This is a genomic window from Kibdelosporangium banguiense (assembly GCF_017876405.1).
In the GTDB taxonomy this organism is placed as follows: Bacteria; Actinomycetota; Actinomycetes; order Mycobacteriales; family Pseudonocardiaceae; genus Kibdelosporangium; species Kibdelosporangium banguiense.
This window is the reverse complement of record NZ_JAGINW010000001.1, coordinates 9,256,218-9,270,922: the sequence shown is the minus strand read 5'-3', so window position 1 is coordinate 9,270,922 and position 14,705 is coordinate 9,256,218. Positions and strand designations below refer to the sequence as shown.

General features: G+C 65.9%; 13 protein-coding genes. 9 read left to right on the top strand and 4 right to left on the bottom strand.

Translation table 11 applies throughout. The features are described from left to right. Positions 1-32: 32 nt before the first annotated feature. Genes JOF56_RS42175 through narI form a run of 4 tightly spaced genes read left to right on the top strand, consistent with a single transcriptional unit; the run spans position 33 to position 6,533 of the window. Positions 33-3,671 carry a nitrate reductase subunit alpha gene (locus tag JOF56_RS42175; RefSeq protein ID WP_209645187.1) on the top strand — a complete coding sequence of 1,213 codons (3,639 nt, stop codon included), beginning with the start codon at positions 33-35 and terminating at the stop codon, positions 3,669-3,671. Then, on the top strand, positions 3,671-5,200 hold the full coding sequence (narH, locus tag JOF56_RS42170) for a nitrate reductase subunit beta (protein WP_209645186.1): 1,530 nt from the start codon (positions 3,671-3,673) through the stop codon (positions 5,198-5,200). Before JOF56_RS42175 ends, narH begins: the two co-directional genes overlap by 1 nt. Next, a complete protein-coding gene (narJ, locus tag JOF56_RS42165; RefSeq protein ID WP_245378602.1) occupies positions 5,200-5,826 on the top strand; it encodes a nitrate reductase molybdenum cofactor assembly chaperone in 627 nt (208 codons plus the stop codon). The genes narH and narJ overlap by 1 nt, the downstream gene beginning before the upstream one ends. Continuing rightward, positions 5,823-6,533: a respiratory nitrate reductase subunit gamma gene (gene narI, locus JOF56_RS42160; RefSeq protein WP_307855497.1), complete on the top strand. Its 711-nt coding sequence runs from the start codon at positions 5,823-5,825 to the stop codon at positions 6,531-6,533. The genes narJ and narI overlap by 4 nt, the downstream gene beginning before the upstream one ends. Positions 6,534-6,547: 14 nt before the next feature. Here the strand turns inward: narI and JOF56_RS42155 are convergent, their stop codons facing one another. From JOF56_RS42155 to JOF56_RS59735, 3 genes are read right to left on the bottom strand one after another with little or no spacing between them, the layout of a single operon-like run. Then, positions 6,548-6,775 (bottom strand): hypothetical protein, encoded by a 228-nt coding sequence (locus JOF56_RS42155; protein ID WP_209645184.1) that lies wholly within the window; start codon positions 6,773-6,775, stop codon positions 6,548-6,550. After that, the gene (locus JOF56_RS42150; protein ID WP_209645183.1) at positions 6,772-7,026 is read right to left on the bottom strand and encodes a hypothetical protein; all 255 of its coding nucleotides are present in this window, start codon (positions 7,024-7,026) and stop codon (positions 6,772-6,774) included. Before JOF56_RS42150 ends, JOF56_RS42155 begins: the two co-directional genes overlap by 4 nt. 40 nt (positions 7,027-7,066) lie before the next feature. Then, positions 7,067-7,189 carry a hypothetical protein gene (locus tag JOF56_RS59735; RefSeq protein ID WP_281065572.1) on the bottom strand — a complete coding sequence of 41 codons (123 nt, stop codon included), beginning with the start codon at positions 7,187-7,189 and terminating at the stop codon, positions 7,067-7,069. Between the two features lie 224 nt (positions 7,190-7,413). Between JOF56_RS59735 and JOF56_RS42145 the strand changes: the two genes are divergently transcribed. The 4 genes from JOF56_RS42145 to JOF56_RS42130 all read left to right on the top strand — a co-directional run bounded on the left by JOF56_RS42145 (position 7,414) and on the right by JOF56_RS42130 (position 13,091). Then, positions 7,414-9,531, top strand: a complete 2,118-nt coding sequence (locus JOF56_RS42145; protein WP_209645182.1) for a hypothetical protein — start codon at positions 7,414-7,416, stop codon at positions 9,529-9,531. A gap of 13 nt (positions 9,532-9,544) precedes the next feature. Next, on the top strand, positions 9,545-10,687 hold the full coding sequence (locus tag JOF56_RS42140; protein ID WP_209645181.1) for a S53 family peptidase: 1,143 nt from the start codon (positions 9,545-9,547) through the stop codon (positions 10,685-10,687). Positions 10,688-10,792: 105 nt separating this feature from the next. Beyond that, positions 10,793-12,025 (top strand): outer membrane protein assembly factor BamB family protein, encoded by a 1,233-nt coding sequence (locus JOF56_RS42135; RefSeq protein WP_209645180.1) that lies wholly within the window; start codon positions 10,793-10,795, stop codon positions 12,023-12,025. A 28-nt stretch (positions 12,026-12,053) separates the two neighbouring features. Then, positions 12,054-13,091, top strand: coding sequence for a hypothetical protein (locus JOF56_RS42130; RefSeq protein ID WP_209645179.1), 1,038 nt, complete (start codon positions 12,054-12,056; stop codon positions 13,089-13,091). A gap of 3 nt (positions 13,092-13,094) precedes the next feature. On the opposite strand, the gene JOF56_RS42125 is transcribed toward JOF56_RS42130, so the two are convergent. Continuing rightward, the gene (locus JOF56_RS42125; RefSeq protein WP_209645178.1) at positions 13,095-13,529 is read right to left on the bottom strand and encodes a DUF6069 family protein; all 435 of its coding nucleotides are present in this window, start codon (positions 13,527-13,529) and stop codon (positions 13,095-13,097) included. Between the two features lie 148 nt (positions 13,530-13,677). Between JOF56_RS42125 and JOF56_RS42120 the strand changes: the two genes are divergently transcribed. Beyond that, positions 13,678-14,646: a LysR family transcriptional regulator gene (locus JOF56_RS42120; protein ID WP_209645177.1), complete on the top strand. Its 969-nt coding sequence runs from the start codon at positions 13,678-13,680 to the stop codon at positions 14,644-14,646. The last annotated feature ends 59 nt before the right edge of the window (positions 14,647-14,705 follow it).

Here is a 14,705-nt window from a genome sequence, read left to right as displayed (position 1 = left end):
GGACATCGCGCCGCTCGGCTGGACTGCAGTCCATGACCGATCCACTGCACTCAGTCCGGCGCTTCCTCCGGCGCGCCGAGGTGTCCGCCGACGGCCGCACCCTGCACCAGATCGACCCGGCGGAATGGGACCGGTTCTACCGGGACAGATGGGCACACGACAAAGTGGTTCGGTCCACCCACGGCGTCAACTGCACGGGTTCCTGCTCGTGGCAGGTGTTCGTCAAGGACGGCCTGATCACGTGGGAACACCAGGCCACGGACTATCCCTCCATCGGGCCTGACTCCCCGGAGTACGAGCCACGTGGCTGTCCCCGAGGTGCGTCGTTCTCCTGGTACATCTACTCGCCGTCCCGCGTCCGCTATCCCTACGTGCGGGGCGTTTTGCTGGAGATGTGGCGGGAGGCCAAGCAGCGGCTTGGCGACCCCGTCGCCGCGTGGGCGGAGATCACGTCCGATCCGGAGCGCGCGCGGACCTATAAACGTGCTCGGGGGAAAGGCGGGTTCGTCCGGGCGAGCTGGGACGAGGCTATCGAGATCGTCGCGGCCGCCCACGTCTACACGACCAAGGCCCACGGGCCGGACCGGGTGGTGGGATTCTCGCCGATCCCGGCCATGTCGATGGCCTCCTTCGCGGCTGGCACGCGGTACCACTCCCTGATCGGCGGCACGCTGCTTTCCTTCTACGACTGGTATGCCGACCTGCCGGTGGCGTCCCCGCAGGTCTGGGGTGACCAGACCGACGTGCCGGAAGCCGCGGACTGGTGGAACTCCAGCTATCTGATCATGTGGGGCTCCAACATCCCGGTCACGCGCACGCCGGACGCCCACTTCCTCACTGAGGCGCGGTATCGAGGCACGAAGGTGGTGGCGGTCAGCCCGGACTATGCCGACAACGTCAAGCACGCCGATGACTGGCTTGCGCCGCATCCGGGAACTGACGGCGCGTTGGCCATGGCGATGGGGCACGTGATCCTCACCGAGTTCTTCCGTGACCGGGAAACGCCCTACTTCACCGATTACGTCCGCCGATACACAGACCTGCCTTTCCTGGTCGCGTTGGAGGAACGAGAGGACGGCTTCCAGGCGGGCAAATTCGTCACGGCAGCCGATCTGGGTGACGACAGCGAGGACTCGCAGTTCAAGACCGTGCTGCTGGACGACACGACGGGCCGGACAGCGGTGCCCAACGGATCGCTGGGCTTCCGGTGGGCGCAGTCCGGGAAAGGGCATTGGAACCTCGACCTGGGTGACGTGGTTCCCGCGTTGTCGTTGTACCGGTGGGCTGACGAGCACGTGCAGGTGGAGCTGCCGCGTTTCGACATCGGCGACACCGAGGGCGGGACGACCATGCGCCGCGGTGTGCCCGCCATGCGCATCGGCGGTCGCCTGGTGACAACTGTGTTCGACCTGCTGATGGCTCAATATGGTGTGCGTCGCCTGGAGCTGCCGGGGGACTGGGCAGAGTCCTATTCGGACGCTTCGCAGCCGTATACGCCGGCCTGGGCCGAGGAGATCACCTCTGTGCCCGCGGCGACCACGGTCCGCATCGCGCGTGAGTTCGCGCGTAATGCCGAACGGTCCGAGGGCCGCTCGATGATCGCGATGGGTGCGGGCACCAACCACTGGTTCCACTCCGACACGATCTACCGGGCCTTCCTGTCGCTCGTCCTGCTGACGGGCTGCCAGGGCCGTAACGGCGGCGGCTGGGCACACTACGTCGGACAGGAGAAAGCGCGTCCGATCACGGGAATGCAGCACCTGGCGTTCGCCTTCGACTGGCAGCGGCCGACTCGGCACATGGCAGGGACCGCGTTCTGGTATCTGGCCACGGATCAGTGGCGTTACGAAGGCTTCCGGGCCGATGAACTGGCCAGCCCGCTCGGCAAGGGCAGCCTACGGGGAAAGTCGTTCGCCGACTGCAATGCCCAAGCCGCGAGCCTGGGCTGGTTGCCGTCGCATCCGACCTTCAACCGCAACCCGCTGGCCTTCGCTGACGAGGCCGCCGAAGCCGGGCGGAGTGTCACCGATCATGTGGTGGCGGAGTTGAAAAGCGGGGGACTCCGGTTCGCTGCGGAGGATCCGGACGACCCGGCCAACTTCCCGCGCGCTCTGACAGTCTGGCGAGCCAATCTGCTTGGCTCGTCGGGAAAAGGCAATGAGTACTTCCTGCGGCACCTGCTGGGTACCGACGCCTCGGTGCGCAGCGAGCCGTCGCCGGAGAACCTGCGCCCCCAGGATGTCGAGTGGCACGACGATGCCCCGGAAGGCAAGCTCGACCTGCTCACCACCATCGACTTCAGGATGACCTCGACAGCGCTGTTCGCCGACGTCGTGCTACCGGCCGCGACCTGGTACGAGAAGCACGACCTGTCTTCGACGGACATGCATCCGTTCGTGCATGCGTTCAACCCGGCGATCGCACCGCCGTGGCAGGCCAGGACCGACTACGACGCCTTCCTGACGCTCGCGGACAAATTCTCCGAGCTGGCCAAAGACCATCTGGGCACCCGGACCGACGTATTGGCCATCCCACTGACTCACGACACGCCGGACGAGCTCGCCCAGCCCGGTGGCCGGGTCTTGGACTGGCGGCGTGGCGAGTGCGAACCGGTACCTGGTCGCACCATGCCGAAGCTGATCACCATAGAGCGCGACTACGCAGCCGTGGGGGATCGGATGCGCTCCATCGGGCCGCTGCTGGACAAGCTCGGTACCACCACGAAAGGCATCACCTACAACGTCGAGCCCGAACTGGCGTACCTGCGAAGCCAGAACGGTGTCCGACCCGATGGACAGCCCTCGCTGGCGACAGCCGAGCACATGTGTGAAGCGATCCTCGCGTTGTCGGCGACCACGAACGGAAGGCTGGCCAGTCAGGGATTCCGCACACTCGAGCGACGCACCGGCACAGAGCTGGCCGACCTGGCCGAAGAGCACGAAGGCAAACGCATCACCTTCGAGGACACCAAGAAAGGACCGCAGCCAGTGATCACGTCACCGGAGTGGTCCGGCAGCGAGACCGGTGGCAGGCGGTATTCGGCTTTCGTCATCAACGTCGAGCGCGACAAGCCGTGGCACACCCTGACCGGGCGGCAGCAGTTCTTCGTCGACCACGACTGGATGATCGAACTGGGCGAACAGCTGCCGGTCTACCGGCCGCCGCTGAACATGTACCGGCATTTCGGCGACCAGGAGCTGGGCGACGGCCGTGCCGAGGTGACGGTCCGCTACCTCACACCGCACTCGAAGTGGTCGATCCACTCCGAGTACCAGGACAACGCCCACATGCTCGCGTTGTCGCGGGGCGGGCCGACCATCTGGATGTCGACAGTGGACGCATCCAAAATCGGTGTCGCCGACAACGACTGGATCGAGGCCTACAACCGCAACGGAGTCGTGGTCGCTCGCGCGGTTGTGTCCCATCGCATGCCCGAAGGCACGGTGTTCATGTATCACGCCAAAGACCGCAACGTGAACGTTCCGCAGGCCGAGGTCAGCGGGAAACGCGGCGGTATGCACAACTCGCTGACCCGCCTGTTGCTCAAGCCCAGCCACCTCATCGGTGGGTACGGGCAGTTCACCTACGCGTTCAACTATTACGGCCCCACCGGAAACCAGCGCGACGAGGTGACGGTCATCCGCCGCCGCTCCCAGGAGGTGACTTACTGATGCGTGTCATGGCACAAGTGGCGATGGTGATGAACCTCGACAAGTGCATCGGCTGCCACACCTGCTCGGTCACCTGCAAGCAGACCTGGACCAACCGGGAAGGCACCGAGTACGTCTGGTTCAACAACGTCGAGACCAAGCCGGGGATCGGATACCCGAAGCACTACGAGGACCAGGAACGCTGGCGTGGTGGCTGGGTGCTCGACGACCGCGGACGCCTCAAGTTGCGGTCCGGCGGCAAGGTCAAGCGGCTGCTGGGCCTGTTCGCCAATCCGGATCTGCCCTCGATCGACGACTACTACGAACCGATCACCTACGACTACGACACGTTGATCACGGCCCCGGCGGGCCGGGACACGCCGGTGATCCGGCCGAAGTCGGCCCTGACTGGCAAGGACACCGCCATCAAGTGGGGTGCGAACTGGGAGGATGACCTCGGCGGCGCGGCCGAGCACGCCGCGGGTGATCCCAACATCGCCGCGATGCCCAAGCAGGCGGCCGACAAGGTCCGGTTCGAGTTCGAGCGGACGTTCATGTTCCACCTGCCACGGATCTGTGAGCACTGCCTGAACCCAGCGTGTGTCTCCGCGTGCCCGTCGGGCGCGATGTACAAGCGCGCCGAGGACGGCATCGTCCTGGTCGACCAGAACCGTTGCCGCGGCTGGCGGATGTGCGTGTCGGCGTGTCCGTACAAGAAGGTCTACGTCAACCACAACACCGGCAAGGCCGAGAAGTGTACGTTCTGCTTCCCACGGATCGAGGCAGGCCAGCCGACCGTGTGCGCCGAGACCTGCGTCGGGCGACTGCGCTACATCGGCATGGTGCTTTACGACGCGGACGCCGTGACCGCGGCCGCGAGTGTTCCGGACCCGCAGGATTTGCTTGAAGCGCAACGAAACCTCTTCCTCGATCCGGCTGACCCGGCGGTTGTGTCCGCCGCCTTGTCGGCAGGTGTCCCGCGGGACTGGATCGACGCGGCTCAGCGCTCACCGGTCTACGAGCTCGCCATCCGGCACAAGGTAGCTCTCCCGCTGCATCCGGAGTACCGGACTGTGCCCATGGTCTGGTACATCCCGCCGCTGTCGCCGGTGCTCGACGCCGTGTCCGAAATGGATGGTGACAACGCCGATCCGGACCAGGTCTTCCACGGGATCACCCAGCTGCGGATCCCGATGGAGTACCTGGCGAGTCTCTTCGCGGCCGGAGACACCGAGGTCGTGGCCGGTGTGCTGATGAAGCTCTCGGCCATGCGCGGGTACATGCGTGCCCGCACGCTCGACGGAACCGTCGCCGAGGAACTGCTTGCCGCGACCGGAATGTCCAGTATGGACATGGAGCGGTTGTACCGGCTGCTCGCGGTCGCGAAGTACGACGAGCGGTACGTCATTCCACCGGCACATCGGGAGACCGCCGCCGAACTGGCGGAGCTGGGCACCGGGTGCAGTCTCGACGTGCCCGGCGGGCCGGGAATGGGCAGAGTCCTGCTCCCGCTCTCGGTGCTCCCGATCAAACGGAATGGAGAACCATGATGGACGACCGGGCCTTGACGCTCAGGATCGTGTCGTTGGTGCTGCAGTACCCGGACAACGAACTCCTGGCAAACCGCAGCGAAATCGAATCGGTGGTCACCACACTGGCCGAGTCTCCCGCTCGCGCGCACCTGCTCGGTTTCATGCAATGGTTCGCCACTGAATCCGCGACACACCTGGCACGGCATTACGTCGAGACATTCGATCTACGTCGCCGCAGCAGCCTTTATCTGACCTACTACCTGCACGGTGACACCCGACGGCGTGGCATGGCGCTGCTCACGCTCAAACAACGCTACCGCGCCGCGGGATTCGTCCCACCTGACGACGAACTGCCGGATTTCCTCCCGATGGTGTGCGAATTCGCTGCCCTGGAAGGGCGACGAGGTGAAGCGCCACTCCGGCAGCACCGGCAAGGCGTCGAACTGATCCGCGCCGCACTGCATGACAGCGGATCTCGCTACGCGGCTGTGCTCGACGCGTTGGGGGAGATGCTTCCTGGACTGTCCACTGAGGATGAGGAGGCTGTCGCCGAACTCATGCTGACCGGACCACCGGCCGAGGATGTCGGGCTGGCGCCGTTCGCCCCGCCGCAGTACCTGACCGGAACGGAGATCAGAGCATGAGTATGGATGTCGCGCTGTGGGTGGTTTTGCCCTACATCGCGCTCACGGTGTTCGTGGCCGGCCATGTGTGGCGTTGGCGCTACGACCAGTTCGGATGGACCACCAGGACCACCCAGTTGCTGGAAAACCGATGGCTGCGGCTGGGATCTCCGCTGTTTCACCTGGGCGCCTTCGTGGCGATCGCCGGGCACGTGGTCGGTCTGCTCGTGCCGAAGTCATGGACTGAAGCCTTGGGCGTCCCCGAACATCTCTACCACTGGGTGGCCGTCCTCGCGGGTGCCGTCGCGGGTGTCATGGTCATCGTCGGCTTGGCCTTGCTGCTTGCCCGTCGTTTCGTCAACGACAGGGTCCGGCGCACGACAACGAAGACGGACAAGGCGATGTTCCCCGTACTCGCCGTCGTCATCATCCTGGGAATGGCCGAGACCGTCGGCGTGAACCTGTTCGGGCCAGGCTACGACTACCGCGCGACAGTCGCGGTGTGGTTCCGCGGAATCTTCTACTTCCAGCCAGACGCCTCGCTGATGGCGGACGCTCCGCCCGTCTATCAACTTCACGCGCTGACCGCGTGGGGACTGTTCGCGATGTGGCCGTTCACCCGGCTGGTCCACGTGTGGTCGGCGCCGATCGCGTACCTCTGGCGTCCGTATGTCGTCTACCGCCGACGGGCAACCCAGGCCAAGACCCGTCAGGAATGGGCAGGGTGAACCGCAATCTTCGCCTACCTCACCGGCACTGGCGGGAAGGTCCGGACGTTGTCGGGCCCCAACCATTTGCGGGCCAGGTCGATCGCGCTCTGCGGGGTGCCTTCCTCGAAGTACGCCCTGGCTGGGACACCAGCCTCGTCGGCGGCGTGTTTGAGGCCGCGCAACCGGTTGCCCAGCGCGCCCAGATCCGCCGCCTTGGCTGGGCCGCCGACGGCGACATAGCCGCCGTCGCCGCCGATCACGTCGACGTCTGTCGTCCCGTACGGGTCTTGATCTTCTTGCCGATCTTGCCGGGCTCGGTCGACGTGACCTGGCCGTTCTCGATCTTGGCGACCGCCTGCTCGCGGTCGTAGCCGACCTGATGACGCTGCTGAGGAGTCAACGGCTTCTGTTCCTGGGGCGTGGTCTTGGTGTCGAGCGCCGACTGTATCTCGCCCGTGAGCGTGTTCAGCGTGCGCGCGTGCTCAGCCAGCGCTACCACGTCAACTTTCATCGAGTCCTTCATCGCATCCTCAGAGTGTCGGCGCGGGGTGTCACTCGGCGATGTCCCGCAGGATCGGGCTGTCGGCCCAGTCGTCGTCGGCCTGCTCCACCGGACGCTTCGCGGCCTGCCGTGGGGTCGTCATCGGCGGGCGCTCGGCTTCGGCGATCCGCATCTCGGTGGGCTGCCAGGCATGTGTGCCCTTCCAGTGAACCGGGAAATGAGGACAGAAGGTGACGTAACCACGTGTCAAGGGATGATGTCGAGTAGTGAACGGCGGAATGTTCCGATCCGTCCGGCCCAAAATGCTGACATCTCACGTATCCGGTGGCGAGATCGCTCAACGATCTTGGTCGCCCGGCCGTCATAGAGGTGACACATCCACTGGAGGAGTTGCCTGTGCGAAAACCTTCCACGCTCCTGGTCGCGGCCGCGCTCGGTCTCCCGGCCCTGACCTCACCCAACGCGCAAGCGGCTGAGCCGGAGACAACGACGGCCCTACTCGTGACCGGCGACCAGATCGTCGTGAACACGCGGGCGGACGGCCGTCACACCGCCACTGTCGTGCCGGCTGCGGAAAGCGGTCTGGGACGGGTACGGCTACAGCTCAGTCTGGGGCGCAAGTCCTATGCGGTTCCCGCGGCGGCGTTGCCTTACCTGGGGCGCGGCCTGGACTGGAGCCTGTTCGACGTCGACGCCGTTCTGCGCAGTGCCCAGAAAACGGACATCAACGCCGCCAAGGACTTCGGCGCGAAGCTGGTCAGGAAGTTCCTCGACGACCGGAAACGCGGTACCTTCACGGAGTTCCAGCCCGCGATGAGCCTGCCTGGGGCGCCGGCGAGGAAACCGGTCCAGCCGATGTCGGTGATGCGCACCTTGACCGTCACCGCGAACGGGCCGGACGGCAAGCCCGACACTGGCAACACCGCGGTCGTGTACAACGCTGACAACGGTGACCTGTTCGATGTGGGCGAGTATGCCCAGCCGTTCTACGAGGGCGTCGCCAAGTTCAGCGTGCCCGAAGGCCACTACAGCGTGCTTGGGCTGTTCGTCGAGACCGACGCGGACGGCAACGTGACCGCCGTGCGCCTCTCGTCGCAGCCCGAGGTGAACGTGACCGCCGACGTGACGACCAAGGTGCACGCGCAGCAGGCGTCCAGCAAGGTCACCTGGGTCACGCCTAAGCCCGCATTGTTGCAGGAAGGCGGATTCGTGCTGCGCCGCCAGGCCGTGACGGGCAGCCCGCTCGCCATCGACGTGGCCGTCGGGCCTGGTGTCCCCATCTGGGTTTCGCCGGTGAGCAAGCCGGTGGCCACCGGGAAGCTGCAGTCGTACCCGTACAACCGGCTCAGCTCACCGCCCGGCCCGGGAACGCCGTACGAGTACCAGCTTCAACAGGCGACCACGAACGGAACCATTCCGCAGCAACGGTATGTCGTGAAACCCGGCTCGTTGGCCACGGTCGACGCGAACTACTACTCGGAGATCAACTCCGTGGGAGTCCGGCAGCGGGCCGGGATCTATCCGTGGGAGACCGAACAGAGCCGCGACGGGCACCGGATCACCCTGCCGGTCAGGCAGACCGAGTACGTCACGGCCGACCCGGCGATCAACTGGTACGGCGGGATGGCCAAGTACACCGGCATCGGTTTCGGCGGTTGGTACGGCGGTATGTACGACAGCAACCGGACCTATCAGCCGGGCCAGGCCCTACGCGAAGACTGGAACCGCTTTCCTCTGCACCCCGCCGGAAACGTCCAGGCCAGCCCGGACGCCGCATGGCCCGTCGTGCCCGCGGCCACCCGCAAGGGCAACGCCGTCCGGCTGCAGATCCACCCGTTCAGCGACAACACCCCTGGGCACACCGGGTTCGGATACTCCGGAGAGCAGCGGGACAAGATCACCGGAGCGTACGAGATCACCCAGGACGGCGTGACTGTCGCCAGCGGTGACCCGGCGCACGGCGGACTGTCGTTCCAGACCGAGGTCGCGCTTGATCCCAGCCCGTCGACGATCAAGCTGACCCTGGACGCGACCCGCGAAGGGCCGATGTACTTCTATTCCACCGGGAGCCACACCGAGTGGACCTGGAAGTCCGGCCACGTCGGGAATGTCAGGCTGCCCAACGCGTACGCCTGCGAGCTGATCAAGGGCGGGGAACCGGACCGCGACTGCGCCGTCGAGCCGCTGATGACGCTGCAGTACGCGATCGGAAACCTCGCCGTGAACGGGACAGCACCCAACGGTCCGCAGTCCTTGGATTTCACGGTGGGACACCTCCCGCTCGCACAGACGTCCGCGATCACCGGGGCAACCGTCCAGTTCTCCCTTGATGACGGCGTGACCTGGCAGGACGCTTCCGCGACAGCGCAGGGGAACGGGGCGTACAAGGCCGTGTACACGGCTTCCTCGCCGGACTTCCGCGGTACCCATGTGTCGTTGCGCGTGACCGCGACAGACGCGAACGGCGGACAGATCAGCGAGACGATCACGCGTGCCTACAAGATCTTCAACTAGAGGACATTCCACAATGAACAGTCGCATACTCGCGGCCGTCGTCGGGGTGATCACGAGTGTCGTGATCGTGCCCACCGCACAGGCGAGCCCGGCCGGGCAGGCGTTCTGCGCCGAACCCGCACCCGGTTACGCCCGCTGCCTGATCCGGTCCAGCTCGGCGCCGAGCCTTCGCGCCAACGCTGTCGGCGGCTTGAGCGCCACCGATCTCGCGGCCGCGTACAACCTGCCGCCGAACGGCGGTGCGGACACCCTGGTGGCAATCTCGATCGCCTACGACGCACCGAACCTGGAGGCCGACCTCAACACCTACCGGCGGGAGTTCGGCCTGCCGGAGTGCACCACGGCCAACGGGTGTTTCCGCAAGGTCAACCAGAACGGTGACCCCGCGCCACTGCCCAGGGCCGACTTCAACTGGGCCGTCGAGTCCACATTGGATGTATCCATGGTGTCGGCGGCCTGTCCGGCCTGCAGGATCCTCGTGGTGGAAGGCAACTCGCCCAGCTTCCCGGACCTGGCGGCCACCGAGGACACCGCGGTCCGGCTCGGCGCGAAGGTGGTGTCCAACAGCTACGGCGCAAGGGAGAACGGCCTGGCGCTGTCGTACGCGAAACACTACGAGCGCACCGATGCCACAATCGTGGTGGCCTCTGGCGACAGCGGATTCACCGCGGCCTCGTTCCCGGCCGTGTTCCCGTCGGTCATCGCCGTCGGCGGCACTACGCTGACCAAGGACGAGAGCACCCCACGGGGATGGGCCGAGTCCACCTGGCAGTACGGCGGCAGCGGCTGCTCGGCCTATATCGCGAAACCGGCCTGGCAGAAGGACAAGAGCTGCTCGAAACGCACCACGTCGGACGTGTCGGCGGCAGCCGACAACATCGCCATCCACAGCACGGAGATCGGCGGCTGGATCACCACCGCGGGCACCAGCGCATCAGCGCCATTCATCGCCGGTCTCTACGGCCGTAACGGCGGCACGTCGACAGCAGGTTCGCTCTACCGGCACGCCGGCGACCTGTTCGACATCACCACCGGCGCCAACGACCGGGACGGCACCGGAGCCAAATGCGGCTACGACTACCTCTGCACAGCCAAACCCGGCTACGACGCACCCACCGGCCTAGGGACCCCCAACGGCCCGGCCGCGTTCAAGTGATCTGACACGAACCGAGCCGGCCAGGCCGGCTCGGTTCGTCGTCGGGAGCGATCACGTGATTTCTGCCGTCGTGGGCCCAGGGGCGCTGCTGCGACACTGTGGACCGTGTCCGTGCGTCTTCGTTGGTGGTTTGTGGCCGGTGTCGTGATCCTTGTTGCGGCGAGTACGCTGGCGATCACATTGCCGGGGACCGGCTTGATCACGCCTGATCGGGTTGTCGACGGCCGTTTCGACGGCCCGGAGCCAGATCCCGGTGGCGACCGGGACGTCAAGCTCGACCCGGACACGGGTATCGCCTACTTCTCCTACACCGCCGGTGGGAGCCGGATCGCCGCGTACCGGGAAGGCTCGGACACACCACTGTGGACTGCCGAAGTCGGCGGCGACATCGTCAGCGTCAGTGGCGGTCTGGTGTTGACGACGGCCGATCGCGTGTTGACCGCGATCGACGCGCAGACCGGGAAACTGTTGTGGAAACAGCCCTCCCTGCCGATCGCCGCGGGAAGCGCCCGGAGCGACGGCCGCGTTTTCGCGAGCCTCATGGACAAGAAAGGTTTCACCAGCGGTGTCGCCATGCTGGACGCGCGGACCGGGCAGTTGATCTGGCGACTGGACCACGACGGCCGCGACCGGGTCGTGGCCATCCCGGACAGTCAGGAACTGTTGCGCTACCGGACAGGACACACCCTGGACAGGCTGGATCCCAGTTCGGGCGCCGTGCTCGCGTCGACCGACGTCTCCGCGCTGGTCACTGGCTCGACCAGTGCGGATTTGACCTTCACGGGTGACGCGCTGCTGATGCAGCTGCTGAACAGCGAGACCGACACACGCAGAGGCGTGGTCCTGGGACTGTCCGACCTGAAGCTGAGGTGGGAGCACGACGGCCGCATGACCAGCCTGGCCGACGGCCTGTTCTACGCCGGAAGCAGCGTCACCGGTCGCCAGGTGCTGGACGCCCAGGGGCGCGAACTGTGGCGCCCCGTGGAAGAGGTCCAGGTCGGCAGGGGCGGCGCCACTTGGGGGTACATGAAGGTCTATCCGGAGGACAAGCAGGGTACCGACGAGTTCGTCTACGTCGATCTCGCGACCGGTCGTCGTCTTGTCTCCGACAGCCGCCAACAGGCCTGGTACGGCACGTCCGGCGTCCTGCAGATGCACCGCGACCGGCCGAAAGGCCGGACGACGAATGTCCTGTTCTGGTTCCTGTCCCTGCCCGAAGGGGAGTACAGCAGCCTCGGCGAACTGCCGGTCGCGTATCCGGACTGTGCTTTCAGCCGCACCCACATCGCCTGTTTCGACAGCAAGGGCAAACCCGGCATCTGGCGTTACCGTGACTGATTGCGGTCGAAGTCCTACAGTAACCAGCATGCGCCGGAATATGAGGGGCGTATCTGTTTTGGCGATCGCCCTGCCTCTGATCAGCGGACTGTTGGTGTCACCAGGGCAAAGTGAGGCGACGGGCCGGCATCAGCCGACCAATGGCTTCGCGCGGTCCGGTCCGTGGAACACCAAGCTGCCGCGACACGTGCCGCTCGTGCCGAACTCGGCCGCGATCGTGGCGAACATCAAGCAGGACAAGGACGAGAACTACCAGGTGTGGGCGTTCAACACACACACCTGGTCGTCACCGATCTACACAGCCAGTTGGTACACACCACGGCTGCGCTGGACTTTCTCCGACTGTCTGGGACTGCCCCACCTGGCTCCGGTGATCGCGGACACGTTGTCCTCGGTGCCGACCCCGCCCGGGATGCTGGTGTCGCAGGGCACCGACAACACGGTCGCGATCTATCAGCCGTCCACCGATACCTACTGGGATTTCTGGCGTGCCGAGCGGGACGCCAACGGGAACTGGTCCGCCTGCTGGGGCGGCAAGATCGAGCACTACTCCCGCAACCCCGGGATCTTCACCAATCCGCTCGGCGCGGCCGCCACCGGCCTGCCGTTCGGGGCTTTCCTGATCCGTATCGAGGAATTACGCCGCGGGCGCATCGACCACGCCCTCAACATCCAGACCGTCCGGGTCCGGGCGAACTGCAACTCCTGGCCGGCCAACCGCAACGACGGCAACACCGAAGGTGTGGACTTTCCCTGTGAGGGGCAGCGGTTCCGGCTGGATCCGGCTTTCGACGTGAACACCCTGCGCTCTCCCGCGGCGCGGACCATTGCCCGCGCCATGCAGGAGTACGGGCTGATCATGTCGGACAAGTCCGGCTCACTGGCCACCCAGGCGGAGGACCCTCGCCCGTACATGGCGCGCAACGGCGGCGTGAACCCTTATCACCTGCTTACCGATCCGGAGAACGAGATCCCGGACGACGATTCCTACACGTGGCTGACGCTGGCCGACGTTCCGGTGGAGCGGCTGCAGGCGCTGCCACTGAACTACGGGCAGCCACGCTGAGAATCAGGCGGGGTCAGCAGGCAGTGGCAGTACCCGGGCGAGTACCGGCACGGTGATCACGGCGACGATGACGTGCATCGCCATCAGGGCCAGTGAATTCACGAAGCTCGCACCGGCCGCGAGGATCCCGAGATCCGGCCCGAACGAGAGGAGCACGGCCAGGGGAACAAGCACGCGCAGGACCGCGCGAGGTTTGCGGGCTGTGCGGCGGATGACGTACCAGCCCAGCGTGCCGAGCAGGATGCCGGCGACGGTCAGCGGCGCGTACTCGATCGGCTGCAGGCCCATGCGGACGCCTCCGTCCGGCAGGACCAGGCCGGCCAGCAGGGCGATCCCGGTGTTGAGCACGATCGAGGCCACCGCGGCCAGGGCGAGCGTGCCGGCCAGGACGAGGGCGGGCTGGTGGGTGCGGGCCTGCAATCCGCTGGTGTCGGTCATCGGTGATGTCCTTCCGGGTGCCTGAGGGTTTGCTCAGCGCGCGCTGAGGAGGGTCGGTCGATTCCGTACCCTGCGAGGGAGTGGCCGTCTCCAACGGGTGATTCGAAACTAGGCGACGACAGTCTTCTCCAGAAGGCGGCAATAACGTATGAACCACATCTCCGGCTTCGATAATTCCGCTGACCTGCGCGAACAGCGACCGAAAGAGCCGGCCGGGTGGGGCAGGCTGGATCTCAACCTGCTGATTCCGTTGAACGCGCTGCTGCTGGAACAGAACGTGACGAAGGCGGCTGAACGGCTCTCGATGGCGCAGCCGACGATGAGCACGATGCTGGCAAAGCTGCGGCGCCATTTCAACGATCCGTTGCTCATCCGCGACGGCCGCACGCTGGTGCTCACACCGTTCGCGGAGTCCCTCCTGCAGCCGGTGCAGACCGCCATGGTCGCGGCACGCGAGGTGCTGGCGTCCGGCCGCAAGCCCTTCGACCCCATCACCGCCGAGCGCACATTCACCATGATCGCCTGCGACTACACGGCCGGCACCCTGCTGCTGCCCACGTTGCGTGGACTGACAGCCCAGGCCCCAGGGGCGCGGGTGAACGTGGAACCGCTTCGTGCACAACCGGTCGAACAGCTCCGCTCAGGACGGTGCGACCTGCTGTTCTGGCCGTTGCAGCTCCAGACACCCGGACTGTTGAACTTCCCGCACCTCGCGCTGTTCACCGACGAGTTCATCGCCGTGGCAGACCAGGAAAACCATGCTGTGAACTCACCGCTGACCGCCGAAGCACTGGCCAGCGCCCCGGCCGTTCAGATCAACGGGCCGCGGGTCGTGTCCGAGGTGAAGCTCAGCGAGCAAGGGATACGCCAGCCGATCGCGGTCACAGTGGAGTCATACATGGTGGCGTTGCGGGCAATCACGGGATCGAGCCTGATCACGTTGACCCCGCGCCGGTTGTTCGACCAGTTGGGTCCCATGCTGGGTCTGCGCGAGATACCGCTGGCCATCGAACAGCCGAGACTGACAATGGCGATGTTCTGGCACCCACGCAACATGCGTGCCCCAGCCCACCAGTGGATCCGCGACCGGCTGGAGAGCGTGGCCGCGCAGCTGTGACGAATTCGGTTACGGCACGCGGCCGGCGATCGCCACAATCCGGCTACGTCGCTGGCGAG